12 protein-coding genes are annotated in these 18,014 nt (G+C 50.3%); 11 read left to right on the top strand and 1 reads right to left on the bottom strand.

The features are described 5' to 3' along the window. Positions 1–49 precede the first annotated feature (49 nt). Both C3D30_RS17680 and C3D30_RS17685 read left to right on the top strand, forming a co-directional pair. A complete protein-coding gene (locus tag C3D30_RS17680; RefSeq protein ID WP_105287198.1) occupies positions 50–2,146 on the top strand; it encodes a RecQ family ATP-dependent DNA helicase in 2,097 nt (698 codons plus the stop codon). Then, a complete protein-coding gene (locus C3D30_RS17685) occupies positions 2,053–3,348 on the top strand; it encodes a DNA-processing protein DprA (protein WP_010353673.1) in 1,296 nt (431 codons plus the stop codon). Before C3D30_RS17680 ends, C3D30_RS17685 begins: the two co-directional genes overlap by 94 nt. A gap of 45 nt (positions 3,349–3,393) precedes the next feature. Here the strand turns inward: C3D30_RS17685 and yhgN are convergent, their stop codons facing one another. Further along, a complete protein-coding gene (gene yhgN, locus C3D30_RS17690) occupies positions 3,394–3,987 on the bottom strand; it encodes an NAAT family transporter YhgN (protein ID WP_001002547.1) in 594 nt (197 codons plus the stop codon). 192 nt (positions 3,988–4,179) lie between these two features. On the opposite strand from yhgN, the gene asd reads away from it, so the two are divergent. From asd to C3D30_RS17740, 9 genes are all read left to right on the top strand, one after another. Beyond that, positions 4,180–5,283, top strand: coding sequence for an aspartate-semialdehyde dehydrogenase (gene asd / locus C3D30_RS17695; protein WP_000799967.1), 1,104 nt, complete (start codon positions 4,180–4,182; stop codon positions 5,281–5,283). Positions 5,284–5,554: 271 nt separating this feature from the next. After that, a complete protein-coding gene (gene glgB / locus C3D30_RS17700; RefSeq protein WP_000116223.1) occupies positions 5,555–7,738 on the top strand; it encodes a 1,4-alpha-glucan branching enzyme in 2,184 nt (727 codons plus the stop codon). After that, positions 7,738–9,711, top strand: a complete 1,974-nt coding sequence (glgX, locus tag C3D30_RS17705) for a glycogen debranching protein GlgX (protein WP_000192584.1) — start codon at positions 7,738–7,740, stop codon at positions 9,709–9,711. Before glgB ends, glgX begins: the two co-directional genes overlap by 1 nt. A 17-nt stretch (positions 9,712–9,728) precedes the next feature. Next, positions 9,729–11,024: a glucose-1-phosphate adenylyltransferase gene (gene glgC, locus C3D30_RS17710; RefSeq protein ID WP_000624234.1), complete on the top strand. Its 1,296-nt coding sequence runs from the start codon at positions 9,729–9,731 to the stop codon at positions 11,022–11,024. Beyond that, positions 11,024–12,457 (top strand): glycogen synthase GlgA, encoded by a 1,434-nt coding sequence (gene glgA, locus C3D30_RS17715; RefSeq protein ID WP_105287199.1) that lies wholly within the window; start codon positions 11,024–11,026, stop codon positions 12,455–12,457. Before glgC ends, glgA begins: the two co-directional genes overlap by 1 nt. A gap of 18 nt (positions 12,458–12,475) precedes the next feature. Next, positions 12,476–14,923, top strand: coding sequence for a glycogen phosphorylase (gene glgP, locus C3D30_RS17720; protein ID WP_000993436.1), 2,448 nt, complete (start codon positions 12,476–12,478; stop codon positions 14,921–14,923). Positions 14,924–15,047: 124 nt separating this feature from the next. After that, positions 15,048–16,556, top strand: coding sequence for a PstS family phosphate ABC transporter substrate-binding protein (locus C3D30_RS17730; protein WP_123058538.1), 1,509 nt, complete (start codon positions 15,048–15,050; stop codon positions 16,554–16,556). A gap of 25 nt (positions 16,557–16,581) precedes the next feature. Beyond that, entirely contained in the window at positions 16,582–17,568 is a 987-nt protein-coding gene (locus tag C3D30_RS17735; RefSeq protein ID WP_105287201.1) for a PstS family phosphate ABC transporter substrate-binding protein, read from the top strand. A 33-nt stretch (positions 17,569–17,601) separates the two neighbouring features. Further along, entirely contained in the window at positions 17,602–18,000 is a 399-nt protein-coding gene (locus C3D30_RS17740) for a hypothetical protein (RefSeq protein WP_238145713.1), read from the top strand. Positions 18,001–18,014 lie beyond the last annotated feature (14 nt).

Here is an 18,014-nt window from a genome sequence, read left to right on the forward strand (position 1 = left end):
GGCTCATTATCCGTTCTAATCACTGCGTTAACGGACGCAGGAGAAGATGATGGAGAAACACGGAGCTGAATTGCTGTTACAGCGGATGTTAAGTAACACCACCGCTACCTTCAGGGAAGGGCAATGGGAAGCTATAGATGCGGTGGTTAATCAGCGGCGAAAACTGCTGGTTGTACAGCGCACTGGCTGGGGGAAAAGCGCCGTGTACTTCATCGCCAGTAAAATCTTCCGCGATCGCGGCGCTGGTCCGACAATTATCATCTCTCCTTTGCTTGCCCTGATGCGTAACCAGGTTGCCGCCGCTGAACGGTTAGGTATTACGGCTGAAACGTTGAATTCTACAAACAGGGAAGAATGGCAGCGCATTAGCGATAATTTGCTGCAAGGTGAGGTCGATTGCTTGCTGGTTTCCCCGGAACGTTTGGCAAACCAGGACTTTATCGAAACGGTTTTATATCCTATAGCCGATCGTATTGGCTTGCTTGTGGTCGACGAAGCGCACTGCATCTCTGATTGGGGCCACGATTTTCGCCCGGATTACCGACGTATATTAGATATTTTGCGCCAGTTGCCTGCGAATACCCCTGTTCTGGGTACAACCGCGACAGCGAATAACCGTGTCGTTGAGGATATCCGTCAGCAATTGGGTGACATTGTGATTCAGCGTGGAACGCTGGCTCGCGAAAGTTTGGCGCTTGATGCCTTAGTCTTAGGTGAACAGTCATCCCGTCTGGCATGGTTAGCGACGGTTATCCCTCAGTTTTCCAAATCGGGAATTGTTTATACCTTGACTACGCGCGATGCCGAACTTGTCGCCGAGTGGTTAAGGAAAAATGGTATCAGTGCATTTGCGTACTACAGCGGCGTGACTTGTGAAGGCGCGAAAGATTCTAATACTGCCAGGGAATATCTGGAGCAGGCACTGCTGGCAAATAAAATCAAAGTGCTGGTCGCGACGACGGCATTAGGTATGGGGTTTGATAAACCTGATTTAGGTTTCGTCATTCATTATCAGATGCCAGGGTCGATTGTTGGTTACTACCAACAGGTGGGGCGTGCCGGGCGTGCTATAGATTCCGCAGTTGGCATATTGCTTTGTGGTGGCGAAGACCGCGCTATTCATCAATTCTTCCGTGAAAGCGCCTTTCCTGCGGAGGCACAAATTCATGAAATACTCAACGTACTTAGCGAGAATGACGGTCTTACTCTACGAGGCATTGAACAACGGACGAATCTCCGTTATGGGCAAATAGAAAAAGCACTGAAATTATTGGTAGCTGAAAATCCATCGCCTGTGGTGTATACCGAGAAATTATGGCGCAGAACTATCGTCAGTTTTTCTCCTGACCATGAACGAATTAACCATTTGATGAATCAGAGAAAAAGTGAACTTGCAGACGTTGAAAGCTATATCACGACTAAGGAGTGCAAAATGCAATTTCTGCGCCGCGCACTCGATGAACCAAGTGCCGAACGTTGTGGTAAATGTAGCAGTTGTCTTCAGCATCCGTTGTTGTCGCCCGACATTGATAGCGGCTTACTCCATGCAGCAAATTTATTTATTAAACACGCTGACCTGCCATTAAATCTCAATAAACAGGTGGCATCTGGGGCTTTTACGCAATACGGATTTAAAGGGAACTTACCTGCGGATTTACAAGGATCTACGGGGCGAATCCTTTCTCGTTGGGGGGATTCCGGGTGGGGAAAGCAGGTCGCACAGGAGAAAAAAATGGGGCGCTTCAGTGATGAGCTGGTGGAGGCATGTGCGGAAATGGTTCGCCAACGCTGGAATCCGCATCCTGAACCAACCTGGGTATGCTGCGTTCCTTCATTAAGGCACCTCGACCTGGTTCCTGATTTTGCCCGGCGACTGGCGGCGAAACTTGGCTTACCTTTTATTGATGCCATTGGAAAAGTCGTGGACAATCCACCACAGAAAATGCAGCAAAACCGTTTTCACCAGTGTCAAAATCTCGACGGGGCGTTTGTGATTACCCCTCCTTTGATGCCAGGCCCGGCGTTGCTGGTTGACGATATCGTGGATTCTGCATGGACGCTGACAGTTCTGACAGCACTGTTACGCCAGGCAGGTTGCCCGACGGTTTATCCTCTTGCCCTTGCTTCTACCTCGGTAAAAAATTGATGAATCTTTCAGCCAATGCACAAGCGACTCTCCTGCTAACCAGCGATTTTTCTCGCGCGGCGGCGAGTGAGCATAAACCTCTTAGCAATAGTGAATGGGGGAAGTTTGCATTATGGCTGAAGCACCAACGTATCAGTCCCGCCGATCTTCTGGTGTCGCAACCGCAAGAGAAACTTACAGGCTGGAGCGATCCGCGTATTTCTCAGGAGCGTATTCTTGGCTTGCTGGCGCGCGGTCATAGTCTGGCGTTGGCGGTAGATAAGTGGCAACGCGCTGGTTTATGGATCTTAACCCGAGGCGATGCCGATTATCCCGTTCGCTTGAAAAACCGATTGCGAACGGATGCCCCTCCCGTTTTATTTGGCTGCGGGAATAAAGCATTACTGCAAGCGGAAGGTATGGCGATTGTTGGCTCACGAGATGCTCCGACTGCCGATTTGCGCTATACCCAACAACTGGCAGCGAAACTGGCTCAACAGAGGATTTGCGTTATCTCTGGTGGTGCGCGAGGTATTGATGAATGTGCAATGACGTCGGCACTAGAGGCAGGGGGAACGGCCGTTGGCGTATTAGCTGATAGCTTGTTAAAAACGAGCACGTTAGTGAAATGGCGTGAAGGGCTTATAGCAGGCAATCTGGTGTTGATTTCGCCGTTTTACCCAGAAGTACGTTTCACCGTCGGCAATGCGATGGCGCGGAATAAATATATTTATTGCCTTGCTGAAAGCGCAATGGTTGTGCGTGCGGGAATGACCGGTGGAACGATAACTGGGGCGATGGAGGCATTAAAACATCAGTGGCTGCCTGTTCTGGTTAAACCAAATCAGGATGAGCAATCAGCCAATTCACGATTAGTAGAAAATGGGGCGTCATGGAGTGCTGAACAGGCTGAAAATGTGACGATCAGACTGCCAGATGTTCCTGGGCTGATGTATGACAGAGTACGCCGTAACGCTCAACCAGAACTGTTTTCACTACATGAAGATGACGCAAATTACGCAGGAATGCCCGCGCATACGCCTGTCGATTTTTATCAACTCTTTGTAGCGGAACTGGCGATCCTTGCAAAGGAATCGATAAGTATTGAAAGGCTGGCGTCTTGTACTGGTTTAACCATCGAACAAGCTAGTGTATGGCTGAATCGCGCAGAAGAAGAGGGAAGAGTTATCCGATTGGGCGAAGGTCATTATCAGTTCAGGTAATAAAACAGGTGCCGCGTCAGGTTGTGTGCAGCACCTGTTTGAACCTTACCCCTTCATCCACATCCGAACGCCGTCGAGGAACATCTGGGTTGCCATCATCACCAGAATCAATCCCATCAGGCGTTCCAGCGCATTCACCCCTTTCTCGCCCAACAGACGTAAAAACAGCGATGACTGTAGCAGGATGACAAATGTGCCACCCCAGGCCAGCAGCAGGGCAATCACCAGATGCCCCATCTGATTCGGGTACTGATGAGACAGCAACATCAGCGTGGCGAGAATCGTCGGCCCGGCGACCAGCGGAATGGCTAATGGCACGATAAACGGCTCTTCACCAGCCGGAAGCCCACTGCTGTTTCCCGAGGCGCTGGGGAAAATCATCTTAATGGCGATCAGAAACAGAATGATGCCGCCAGAAATGGAGACGGTTTCCGCCCGTAGGCTAAGAAATGCCAGAATTTTCTCACCCGCAAACAGGAACACCAGCATCACCAGGAGAGCAATAAGCAACTCTCGCACCATGATTGCCCGACGTCTTTTCGGTTCAGTATGTTTCAGTACGGACATAAAAATAGGTAGGTTTCCGAGCGGATCCATAATCAAGATCAATAAAACTGCTGCAGAAATGATTTCATTCATAACTCAAGTTCCCTGATAATTGCGTTGGACTTTCTGCGTGCTATGAAAGCAGGATAAGTCGCATTACTGATTGCTTCGCTATCATTGATTAATTTCACTTGCGACTTTGGCTGCTTTTTGTATGGTGAAAGATGTGCCACGAGGACACCGGCACATATATACAGCACACATCTTTGCAGGAAAAAAACGCTTATGAAAAATGTTGGTTTTATCGGCTGGCGCGGTATGGTCGGCTCCGTTCTCATGCAACGCATGGTTGAAGAGCGCGACTTCGACGCCATTCGCCCTGTCTTCTTTTCGACTTCCCAGCCTGGTCAGGCTGCACCGTCCTTTGGCGGTACTACCGGCACACTTCAGGATGCCTTTGATCTGGAGGCGCTGCAGGCCCTCGATATCATCGTAACCTGTCAGGGCGGCGATTATACCAACGAAATCTATCCAAAGCTCCGTGAGAACGGGTGGCAAGGTTACTGGATTGACGCAGCATCGTCTCTGCGCATGAAAGACGACGCCATCATCATCCTTGACCCGGTCAATCAGGACGTCATTACTGACGGATTAAATAAAGGCATCAGGACTTTTGTTGGCGGTAACTGTACCGTAAGCCTGATGTTGATGTCGTTAGGCGGTTTATTCGCCAATGATCTTGTTGATTGGGTTTCCGTTGCAACCTACCAGGCGGCTTCCGGCGGTGGTGCGCGACATATGCGGGAGTTGTTAACCCAGATGGGCCAACTGTATGGCCATGTGGCGGATGAACTCGCAACCCCGTCCTCTGCTATTCTCAATATTGAACGCAAAGTCACGACCTTAACCCGCAGCGGCGAGTTGCCGGTGGATAACTTTGGTGTTCCGCTGGCGGGTAGCCTGATTCCGTGGATCGACAAACAGCTTGATAACGGTCAGAGCCGCGAAGAATGGAAAGGGCAGGCGGAAACCAACAAGATCCTCAACACATCTTCTGTGATTCCGGTAGATGGTTTATGCGTGCGCGTCGGGGCATTGCGCTGCCATAGTCAGGCATTCACCATCAAATTGAAAAAAGATGTATCTATTCCGACCGTGGAAGAACTGCTGGCGGCTCACAACCCGTGGGCGAAAGTCGTACCAAACGATCGGGAAATCACTATGCGTGAGCTAACCCCAGCAGCCGTTACTGGTACGCTGACCACGCCGGTAGGCCGCCTGCGTAAGCTGAATATGGGACCAGAATTTCTGTCAGCCTTTACCGTAGGTGACCAGTTGCTGTGGGGCGCAGCGGAGCCGCTGCGCCGGATGCTTCGTCAACTGGCGTAATCTTTATTCATTAAATCTGGGGCGCAATGCCGCCCCTTTTAGTGCGTAATACAGGAGTAAGCGCAGATGTTTCATGATTTACCGGGAGTTAGATAGAGCATTGGCTATTCTTTAAGGGTGGCAGAATACATGAGTATTCACTGCCTTACCTGAAGGGAGGACGACGCAGAGAGGATGCACAGAGTGCTGCGCCGTTCAGGTCAAAAAAATGTCACAACCAGATGTCAAAAATCAGTTGGATGGGGTGACACAATAAAACAGGAAGACAAGCATGTCCGTTCGTATCGATAGAGACGTGATAAACGCGCTAATTGCAGGCCATTTTGCAGACCCATTTTCCGTACTGGGAATGCATAAAACTACAGCAGGACTGGAAGTCCGCGCCCTTTTACCTGACGCCACCGATGTGTGGGTGATTGAACCAAAAACCGGACGCAAAGTCGCTAAACTGGAGTGTCTCGACTCTCGTGGATTCTTCAGCGGCGTCATTCCACGGCGTAAGAATTTTTTCCGCTATCAGTTGGCTGTTGTCTGGCATGGTCAGCAGAATCTGATTGATGACCCTTACCGTTTTGGCCCTTTAATCCAGGAAATGGATGCCTGGCTGTTATCTGAAGGTACTCACCTGCGCCCGTACGAAACCTTAGGCGCACACGCAGATACCATGGATGGCGTTACCGGCACGCGTTTTTCTGTCTGGGCACCCAATGCCCGCCGAGTCTCGGTTGTTGGGCAATTCAACTACTGGGATGGTCGTCGTCATCCGATGCGCCTGCGTAAAGAGAGTGGCATCTGGGAACTGTTTATCCCTGGCGCGCATAACGGTCAGCTCTATAAATACGAAATGATTGATGCCAATGGCAATCTGCGTTTGAAGTCTGATCCTTATGCCTTTGAAGCACAGATGCGTCCGGAAACCGCTTCCCTTATTTGCGGACTGCCTGAAAAGGTCGTGCAGACCGAAGAGCGCAAAAAAGCGAATCAGTTTGATGCGCCAATCTCTATCTATGAAGTTCACCTGGGTTCCTGGCGTCGTCACACCGACAACAACTTCTGGTTAAGCTACCGCGAGCTGGCTGATCAACTGGTGCCTTACGCTAAATGGATGGGCTTTACCCACCTCGAACTGCTGCCAATTAACGAACATCCATTCGATGGTAGTTGGGGCTATCAACCGACGGGTCTGTACGCGCCAACTCGCCGTTTTGGTACTCGCGATGACTTCCGCTATTTCATTGATGCCGCACATGCAGCCGGTTTGAACGTCATTCTTGACTGGGTGCCGGGGCACTTCCCGACTGATGACTTTGCGCTTGCCGAATTTGACGGAACAAATCTGTATGAACACAGCGATCCCCGTGAAGGCTACCATCAGGACTGGAATACCCTGATTTACAACTATGGGCGTCGTGAAGTCAGTAATTTCCTCGTTGGCAACGCGCTGTACTGGATTGAACGTTTTGGTATTGATGCGCTGCGTGTCGATGCGGTGGCTTCGATGATTTATCGCGACTACAGCCGTAAAGAGGGCGAGTGGATCCCCAACGAGTTTGGTGGGCGCGAGAATCTGGAAGCGATTGAATTTTTACGCAATACCAACCGTATTATCGGTGAGCAAGTTCCTGGCGCGGTAACAATGGCGGAGGAGTCTACCGACTTCCCTGGCGTTTCTCGTCCGCAGGATATCGGCGGCCTCGGCTTCTGGTACAAGTGGAACCTCGGCTGGATGCACGACACCCTGGACTACATGAAGCTCGACCCGGTTTATCGTCAATACCATCACGATAAACTCACCTTCGGGATGCTCTACAACTACACTGAAAACTTCGTCCTGCCGTTGTCGCACGACGAAGTGGTGCACGGCAAAAAATCGATTCTCGACAGAATGCCGGGCGATGCATGGCAGAAGTTTGCCAATCTGCGAGCCTACTATGCCTGGATGTGGGCGTTTCCGGGCAAAAAACTGCTGTTCATGGGTAATGAATTTGCTCAAGGGCGCGAGTGGAACCACGACGCCAGCCTTGACTGGCACCTGCTGGAAGGCGGCGACAACTGGCACCACGGTGTCCAGCGTCTGGTGCGCGATCTGAACCACACTTATCGCTATCACAAAGCATTGCACGAGCTGGATTTTGACGCGTATGGCTTTGAATGGCTGGTGGTGGATGACCATGAACGTTCGGTGCTGATTTTTGTTCGCCGTGATAAAGAGGGTAATGAAATTATCGTTGCCAGTAACTTTACGCCGGTGCCGCGCCATGATTATCGCTTTGGCATTAATCAGCCGGGTAAATGGCGTGAAATCCTCAATACTGATTCCATGCACTATCACGGTAGCAATACCGGTAATGGCGGCGCGGTACACAGTGATGAGATCGCCAGCCACGGTCGCCAGCATTCATTAAGCCTTACGCTACCGCCGCTGGCCACTATCTGGCTGGTTCGGGAGGGATAATGACACAACTTGCCATTGGCAATCCCGCTCCTCTTGGCGCGCATTACGACGGTCAGGGCGTTAACTTCACGCTCTTCTCCGCTCATGCCGAACGGGTAGAGCTGTGTGTGTTTGACGCTCAGGGCATCGAACATCGGTATGATTTGCCAGGACGAAGTGGTGACATCTGGCACGGTTATCTGCCGGATGCGCGCCCGGGTTTGCGTTATGGTTACCGCGTTCATGGCCCATGGCAACCCGCCATGGGGCATCGCTTTAACCCGGCGAAGTTGTTGATTGATCCTTGCGCGCGGCAAATTGTCGGGGAATTTAAAGATAACCCGCTGCTGCACGCCGGGCATAGTGATCCTGACTATCGCGACAACGCTGCTATTGCGCCGAAATGCGTAGTGGTCGTGGATCACTATGACTGGGAAGATGATGCCCCGCCGCGTACGTCGTGGGGCAGTACCATCATTTATGAAGCCCATGTCAAAGGCTTAACCTACTTGCACCCGGAGATCCCGGTCGAGATCCGTGGAACCTATAAAGCCCTGGGGCATCCGGTGATGATCAACTATTTAAAACAGTTGGGCATTACCGCACTGGAACTGCTGCCGATCGCGCAATTTGCCAGTGAGCCACGCTTGCAACGTATGGGGTTGAGTAACTACTGGGGTTACAACCCGGTGGCGCTGTTTGCACTGCATCCGGCGTATGCATGCTCGCCCGACACGGCGTTGGATGAGTTCCGCGATGCAGTCAAAGCCCTGCACAAAGCGGGCATTGAGGTCATTCTCGACATCGTTCTCAACCACAGTGCGGAACTGGATCTCGACGGCCCGTTATTCTCCCTGCGCGGGATCGATAACCGTAGCTATTATTGGATAAGAGAAGACGGCGATTATCACAACTGGACCGGTTGCGGCAATACGCTCAATTTGAGCCATCCAGCTGTGGTGGAGTACGCCAGCGCCTGTCTACGCTATTGGGTGGAAACTTGTCATGTTGATGGCTTCCGCTTCGATCTCGCTACTGTCATGGGGCGAACGCCGGAGTTTCGTCAGGATGCGCCTCTGTTTACGGCTATTCAGAATTGCCCGGTACTTTCGCAAGTGAAGCTGATTGCCGAACCGTGGGATATCGCGCCCGGTGGCTATCAGGTGGGGAATTTCCCGCCGCTGTTTGCCGAGTGGAACGATCATTTCCGCGATGCTGCCCGGCGCTTCTGGCTGCACTATAACCTGTCGCTGGGGGAGTTTGCCGGACGCTTTGCCGCTTCCAGTGATGTTTTTAAACGTAATGGCCGTCTGCCGAGTGCTGCGATTAATCTGGTCACGGCGCATGACGGTTTTACGCTTCGCGACTGCGTTTGTTTTAACCATAAACACAATGAAGCAAACGGAGAAGAAAATCGCGACGGAACCAACAACAATTACAGTAACAATCATGGTAAAGAAGGGTTAGGCGGTACTCTTGATCTGGTTGAACGGCGGCGCGACAGCATTCACGCCCTGTTAACAACGTTGTTGCTCTCCCAGGGTACGCCGATGTTACTGGCCGGTGACGAACACGGTCACAGCCAGCATGGCAATAACAATGCTTACTGTCAGGATAACCAACTAACGTGGTTGGACTGGTCGCAAGCAAGCAGTGGCTTAACCGCGTTTACCGCCGCGTTAATCCATCTGCGCAAGCGCATTCCTGCTTTGGCAGAGGATCGCTGGTGGGAAGAAGGCGACGGCAATGTCCGTTGGCTGAATCGATATGCTCAATCTTTAAGCTCGGATGAGTGGCAGAACGGGCCAAAGCAGCTGCAAATTTTGCTTTCGGATCGTTTCTTGATCGCAATAAACGCCACGCTTGAGGTAACAGAGATTGTTTTACCTGCTGGGGAGTGGCGTGCCATTCCCCCATTCGCTGGAGAGGATAACCCAGTGATTACGGCTGTCTGGCCGGGACCTGCACACGGACTGTGTGTGTTCCAGAGATGATAAAAAAGGAGTTAGTCATGATTAGTTTAGAGAAGAACGATCACTTAATGTTGGCGCGCCAGCTGCCATTGAAGTCTGTTGCCCTGATTCTGGCGGGGGGACGCGGTACTCGCCTGAAGGATTTAACCAATAAACGAGCAAAGCCTGCCGTACACTTCGGCGGCAAGTTCCGTATTATCGACTTTGCACTGTCCAACTGTATCAACTCCGGGATCCGTCGTATGGGCGTGATCACCCAGTACCAGTCTCACACTCTGGTACAGCATATTCAGCGCGGCTGGTCGTTCTTCAATGAAGAAATGAACGAGTTTGTCGATCTGCTGCCAGCGCAGCAGAGAATGAAAGGGGAGAACTGGTATCGCGGTACGGCAGATGCCGTTACCCAAAACCTCGACATTATTCGCCGTTATAAAGCGGAGTACGTAGTGATCCTGGCGGGTGACCATATCTACAAGCAAGACTACTCGCGTATGCTTATCGACCACGTCGAAAAAGGCGCACGTTGCACCGTTGCTTGTATGCCTGTACCGATTGAAGAAGCCTCTGCATTTGGCGTTATGGCGGTTGATGGAAACGATAAAATTATCGAATTTGTTGAAAAACCGGCTAACCCGCCGTCAATGCCAAACGATCCGAGCAAATCTTTAGCGAGTATGGGGATCTACGTCTTTGATGCAGAGTACCTGTATGAATTGCTGGAAGAAGACGATCGTGATGAAAACTCCAGCCACGACTTTGGTAAGGATTTGATTCCAAAAATTACCGAAGCAGGCCTCGCCTATGCGCATCCATTCCCGCTCTCTTGTGTACAGTCCGACCCGGACGCCGAGCCGTACTGGCGTGATGTTGGGACACTGGAGGCTTACTGGAAAGCGAACCTGGATCTGGCTTCTGTCGTGCCGGAACTGGATATGTACGATCGCAACTGGCCGATTCGCACCTACAATGAATCATTGCCGCCAGCGAAATTCGTTCAGGATCGCTCCGGTAGCCATGGGATGACCCTTAACTCACTGGTTTCCGGCGGTTGTGTGATCTCTGGTTCGGTGGTGGTGCAGTCCGTTCTGTTCTCACGCGTTCGCGTGAATTCATTCTGCAACATTGATTCCGCCGTATTGCTGCCGGAAGTATGGGTAGGTCGCTCGTGCCGTCTGCGTCGCTGCGTCATTGACCGCGCTTGTGTCATTCCGGAAGGAATGGTGATTGGTGAGGATGCAGAAGAGGATGCACGTCGTTTCTATCGTTCAGAAGAAGGCATTGTGCTAGTTACGCGCGAAATGCTACGGAAGTTAGGGTATAAACAGGAGCGATAATGCAGGTTTTACATGTATGTTCAGAGATGTTCCCGCTGCTTAAAACCGGCGGTCTGGCTGATGTTATTGGGGCATTACCCGCAGCACAAATCGCAGACGGCGTTGACGCTCGCGTACTGTTGCCTGCATTTCCCGATATTCGCCGTGGCGTGACCGATGCGAAGGTGGTATCTCGCCGCGATACCTTCGCCGGACATTTCACGCTGCTGTTTGGGCATTACAACGGGGTTGGCATTTACCTGATTGATGCACCGCATCTCTACGATCGTCCCGGAAGCCCGTATCACGATACCAACTTATTTGCTTACACCGACAACGTATTGCGTTTTGCACTGCTCGGGTGGGTTGGAGCGGAGATGGCAAGCGGCCTTGACCCATTCTGGCGCCCCGATGTTGTGCACGCGCACGACTGGCATGCGGGTCTTGCGCCTGCGTATCTGGCGGCACACGGGCGTCCGGCGAAGTCGGTGTTTACTGTGCACAACCTGGCCTATCAAGGCATGTTTTATGCACATCACATGAATGACATCCAATTGCCATGGTTATTCTTTAATGTTCACGGGCTGGAATTCAACGGGCAAATCTCTTTCCTGAAGGCCGGATTGTATTACGCCGATCACATTACAGCGGTTAGTCCGACCTACGCTCGTGAGATTACTGAACCACAGTTTGCCTACGGTATGGAAGGTTTACTCCAGCAGCGTCATCGTGAAGGGCGACTTTCCGGCGTACTGAACGGCGTGGACGAGAAAATATGGAGTCCAGAGACGGACTTACTTTTAGCCTCGCGTTACACCCGCGATTCATTGGAGGATAAAGCGGAGAATAAGCGCCAGTTGCAAATCGCAATGGGGCTTAAGGTTGACGATAAAGTGCCGCTTTTTGCAGTGGTGAGCCGTCTGACCAGCCAGAAAGGACTGGATTTGGTGCTGGAAGCCTTACCGGGTCTTCTGGAACAGGGCGGACAACTGGCACTGCTCGGTGCGGGTGATCCGGTATTGCAGGAAGGTTTTCTTGCTGCAGCGGCGGAGCATCCCGGCAAGGTTGGTGTACAGATTGGTTATCACGAAGCATTTTCGCATCGCATTATGGGCGGCGCGGACGTCATTCTGGTTCCCAGTCGTTTTGAACCGTGCGGCTTAACGCAACTTTATGGATTGAAGTACGGCACGCTGCCGCTGGTGCGGCGTACCGGTGGGCTTGCTGATACGGTTTCTGACTGTTCTCTTGAGAACCTTGCAGATGGCGTCGCCAGTGGGTTTGTCTTTGAAGATAGTAATGCCTGGTCGCTGTTACGGGCTATTCGACGCGCTTTTGTTCTGTGGTCTCGCCCTTCACTGTGGCGGTTTGTGCAACGTCAGGCTATGGCAATGGATTTTAGCTGGCAGGTCGCGGCGAAGTCGTACCGTGAGCTTTACTATCGCTTGAAATAGTTTTCAGGAAACGCCTATATGAATGCTCCGTTTACATATTCATCGCCCACGCTAAGCGTAGAAGCTCTTAAGCACTCTATCGCTTACAAGCTGATGTTTACGATTGGAAAGGATCCGGTCGTCGCCAATAAACATGAATGGCTGAACGCAACGTTATTTGCTGTGCGCGATCGTCTCGTGGAGCGCTGGTTACGCTCGAATCGTGCCCAGCTATCGCAAGAAACTCGCCAGGTTTACTACCTGTCGATGGAGTTTTTGATTGGTCGTACTCTCTCCAACGCCATGCTGTCGTTAGGTATTTATGACGATGTCCAGGGTGCGCTGGAGTCGATGGGATTAAATCTCGAAGAGTTGATTGATGAAGAAAATGACCCAGGTCTCGGTAATGGTGGCCTGGGGCGTCTGGCGGCCTGCTTCCTGGATTCGCTGGCGACTTTAGGATTGCCAGGGCGTGGTTACGGCATCCGTTATGACTACGGTATGTTCAAACAGAACATCGTTAACGGCAGTCAGAAAGAGTCTCCGGACTACTGGCTGGAGTACGGCAATCCGTGGGAATTTAAACGCCACAATACGCGCTACAAAGTGCGTTTTGGCGGACGTATTCAGCAAGAAGGTAAGAAAACGCGCTGGATTGAAACCGAAGAAATTCTGGCCGTGGCTTACGACCAAATCATCCCAGGTTATGATACTGACGCGACCAACACTTTGCGTCTGTGGAGTGCACAAGCCAGTAGCGAAATTAATCTTGGTAAATTTAACCAGGGTGACTACTTCGCGGCAGTGGAAGATAAAAACCACTCTGAGAACGTATCCCGCGTGCTGTACCCGGATGACTCCACCTATTCCGGACGTGAACTGCGTTTGCGTCAGGAATACTTCCTGGTATCTTCGACCATTCAGGACATTTTAAGTCGCCATTATCAGTTGCATAAAACCTACGATAATCTGGCGGATAAAATCGCGATTCACCTCAACGACACCCATCCGGTGCTGTCGATTCCTGAGCTGATGCGTCTGCTGATCGATGAGCACAAATTTAGCTGGGACGACGCTTTTGAAGTGTGCTGCGAGGTCTTCTCCTACACCAACCACACGCTGATGAGCGAGGCGCTGGAAACCTGGCCGGTCGATATGCTGGGTAAAATTCTGCCGCGCCATTTGCAGATTATCTTTGAAATCAACGACTATTTCCTGAAAACCTTGCAGGAGCAGTATCCGAACGATACCGACCTGCTGGGACGGGCGTCGATCATTGATGAATCGAATGGGCGTCGTGTGCGCATGGCCTGGCTGGCTGTTGTGGTCAGCCACAAAGTTAACGGCGTATCGGAGTTGCACTCTAATCTGATGGTGCAATCGCTGTTTGCTGACTTTGCGAAGATCTTCCCTGGACGTTTCACCAACGTTACCAACGGTGTGACCCCGCGTCGCTGGCTGGCGGTGGCGAATCCGTCGCTTTCAGGCGTGCTGGATCAACACCTCGGTCGTAACTGGCGTACCGATCTGAGTCAATTAAACGAGTTGCAACAGCATTGTGATTTTCCGATGGTCAATCATGCTGTTCATCAGGCGAAACTGGAGAACAAAAAGCGTCTGGCGGAGTACATCGCCCAACAATTGAATGTGGTGGTGAATCCGAAGGCGCTGTTTGATGTGCAAATCAAACGTATTCACGAATACAAACGTCAATTGATGAATGTGTTGCACGTGATCACCCGCTATAACCGCATCAAGGCCGATCCAGATGCGAAGTGGGTTCCACGAGTGAATATCTTTGGCGGTAAGGCGGCTTCGGCCTATTACATGGCGAAGCACATTATCCATTTGATCAATGACGTAGCGAAAGTGATCAACAACGATCCACAGATTGGCGATAAGCTGAAAGTGGTGTTTATCCCGAACTACAGCGTCAGCCTGGCGCAGCTGATCATTCCGGCAGCCGATCTTTCCGAACAAATATCGCTGGCGGGTACGGAAGCCTCCGGCACCAGCAACATGAAGTTTGCACTTAACGGCGCACTGACTATCGGTACGCTGGACGGTGCGAATGTCGAGATGCTGGATCATGTCGGTGCGGACAATATCTTTATCTTTGGTAACACTGCGGAAGAAGTGGAAGAGCTGCGTCGTCAGGGCTACAAACCGCGTGAATACTACGAGAAAGATGAAGAGCTGCATCAGGTGCTGACGCAAATCGGCAGCGGTGTGTTTAGTCCGGAAGAGCCGGGTCGCTACCGCGATCTGGTTGATTCGCTGATCAACTTTGGCGATCACTACCAGGTGCTGGCGGATTATCGCAGCTATGTCGATTGTCAGGATAAAGTTGACGAACTGTACGAGCGTCCAGAAGAGTGGACAGCCAAAGCGATGCTGAACATCGCAAATATGGGCTATTTCTCTTCTGACCGGACTATCAAAGAGTACGCCGATCTTATCTGGCATATTGATCCGGTGAGATTGTAATTTCGCCAAAAATAGAACGGGGCCAAAAGGTCCCGTTTTTTTTTGCCTTTATTTCGGAAAAGTGTCCAGCGGGGGCGAGGATACTGGAGGAGTATAATTTCGCCATTCAGAAAGAATGGAAAGAATAATGCAAAACAGAAAATGGATTTTGACCTCGCTGGTAATGACTTTTTTCGGTATTCCCATACTGGCGCAATTTTTGGCAGCGGTTATTGCCATGCTGGGTGCCGGGATTGCCGCTATTCTTGAGTTTTGCAATCTACTCCTCACACCAACAATTTACCTTTTACTCAACGTTTTTATGCTGGCGCTGGGTGCGATAGTGATATTTTTCTCGGGTCGAGTGTGGGCGAGAGATAGCGCCCCAGAAAACAGAGAAATAGCCGTCTGGCGACAATGTCTTTTTTTATTACCTGCATTATTAACCCTGGTTGGCTGGATAATCACGCTACATCTGGCAGATTATCAATTTCGCCAGATGGGTTCGGGCTGGTTGGCAGATCTTATGCTTCCCTGGCTGGGCGTTTTGTTAGTCACATTAGTCGGTGGTGAGTACTGGTGGATGGTCATTATTCCCGTTGGGGCGCATATCAGTTTTTCGCTGGGATACGCCTGGCCGACAAGACATCCTTTAACCGGCACATTCGGGCTACGTTACCGTAATTCACTTCTGTTTATCCTTCTCCTGCTGGGTTTTGTCGCTGGTTATCAGGCTCATTTATATAAACAGCTTAATCCTGGTGTCGGTGTTCGCGAAGATATTGATACCTGGGCCTGGCGACCCGACAAACTCAATAATCAACTGACGCCACTGCGTGGTAAACCACAAATTCAGTTTACGCAAAATTGGCCGCGACTCGATGGTGCTACGGCAGCGTACCCCATTTATGCCTCTGCCTTTTATGCGTTAAGCGTTATACCGGAAGATTTTCACGTCAGGGAATATCTGGATAACTCTCGCACGCCGGAGGCGTATAACAAAATCGTTAAGGGCGATGCCGATATTATCTTTGTGGCGCAACCTTCTGGTGGGCAGAAAAAGCGTGCAGAGGAATCGGGCATCACTTTGATATACGCGCCCTTTGCCCGCGAAGCATTTGTTTTCATCGTTAATGCAGATAACCCGGTTAATTCCCTGACAGAGCAACAAGTGCGTGACATCTTTAGTGGCGCTATTACCAACTGGCGTACTGTTGGCGGTAATGATCAAGAGATCCAGACCTGGCAACGCCCGGAAGACTCAGGCAGTCAGACGGTGATGCAATCACTGGTGATGAAAGATGTCCGCATGATCTCGCCGCAGGAGACAGAAGTGGCAAGCGTGATGGAAGGCATGATTAAAGTCGTTGCTGAATACCGTAATACAAACAACTCCATTGGCTATACCTTCCGCTATTACGCGACGCAAATGAATGCCGATAAAAATATCAAGTTGTTAGCGATTAACGGTATTGCTCCGAGTGCGGAAAACATTCGTAACGGCAAATATCCGTATATAGTCGATGCTTTTATGGTGACGCGGGAAAATACGACGTCAGAAACACAAAAATTGGTGGAATGGTTTTTAACGCCACAAGGACAGAGTCTGGTGGAAGATGTGGGTTATGTACCGATGTATCCAACAATGAAATAACCCTGGAGAGAAAGGAATCAGCGCGATGAATAAATTCACCGGTGTTTTACTATTAGGCACGGCATTACTGGCGGGATGTGTCGACAGGGAAGGGTACTATAACAGCGTCAGAGAAGAAGAGAGCCATGGACTGACTTCTCTGCAGGGTCAACCTGAATTACGTTACAGCGAAGATTGGTCAAGATGGCCAAGAGTGTACGGCGCTACGGCCTTATACCCGCTGTATGCCTCTGCATATTATCAATTAATACCCGAGCCGAAAGATGCGGATCGAACCTCGCGTGCCTGGCAGGCGTATGGTTTGCAGCAAACCCGAACAGCAGAAGCCTACGATAGTCTAATTAAAGGTACTGCGACCGTTATTTTTGTCGCGCAACCGTCAGAAGGGCAGAAAAAACGAGCAGAACAAGCGGGGGTTAAGCTGAAATATACCGCTTTCGCCCGCGAAGCCTTTGTCTTTATCGTTGATATCAAAAACCCCGTTAATTCACTTAGCGAACAGCAGGTCAAAGACATTTTTAGCGGTAAAGTGAGTCGCTGGAATAAAGTGGGCGGTAGTGACGAACGTATAAAAGTCTGGCAGAGGCCAGAGGATTCTGGAAGCCAAACGGTTATGAAGGGACTGGTTATGCAAGACACCCCAATGCTGCCAGCTAAAAAATCCACTGTAATTGATCTCATGGGCGGTTTAATTACCGAAGTAGCCGACTACCAAAATACACCATCTTCCGTTGGTTATACCTTTCATTATTATGTCACGCGTATGAATGACAACATGCTCAAAATGCGCAAGCAGATCAAATTACTGGCAATCAACGGTATCTCCCCAACTGAGGAAAATATTCGCAACGGAACTTATCCATACATTGTGGATGCTTATATGGTGACGCGCGAAAATCCCACGTCGGAAACGCAGAAATTCGTTGACTGGTTTTTAAGCCCGCAGGGACAACAATTGGTAGAGGATGTGGGGTATGTGCCGCTGTATAAAACGTTATTAGATATTAAATAATTAAGTAAGTAGGATGCAGATATGGATATGAGTATGAAGACATTATTACTTGTCAGCAGTTGCTTACTCTCTTTTCCTGAGAGTTATGCTGCATGCCAGAATATTTCACCACCTTTCGAGCATTACACTTTAGCTTGTGAAAGAGAGCAAACTAATACCGGGATTAATTTATCTGCGTATTATTCGGATAATGAATTTGATTTGTACCAATATTATGCCTTTCGTTGCCCGGATATAGAGAACCAAGTCAGAGGACCATCAATTTCTGTTTTATTGAGAGTGAGCGCGAAAAGTCCGTTTGAGGACAGGTTAAATATTTCAACAGCATATGCAGTTTATCCTGATTATAATATCGATAAATCAATTGACTGGAGTGACGATGGCAACAGGGAGAAATCAATGCTAAACGACTCTGTTAATATTACTCAATAAAAATGTCAGGAATT

The organism is Escherichia sp. MOD1-EC5433 (assembly GCF_002966005.1).
GTDB lineage: Bacteria > Pseudomonadota > Gammaproteobacteria > Enterobacterales > Enterobacteriaceae > Escherichia > Escherichia ruysiae.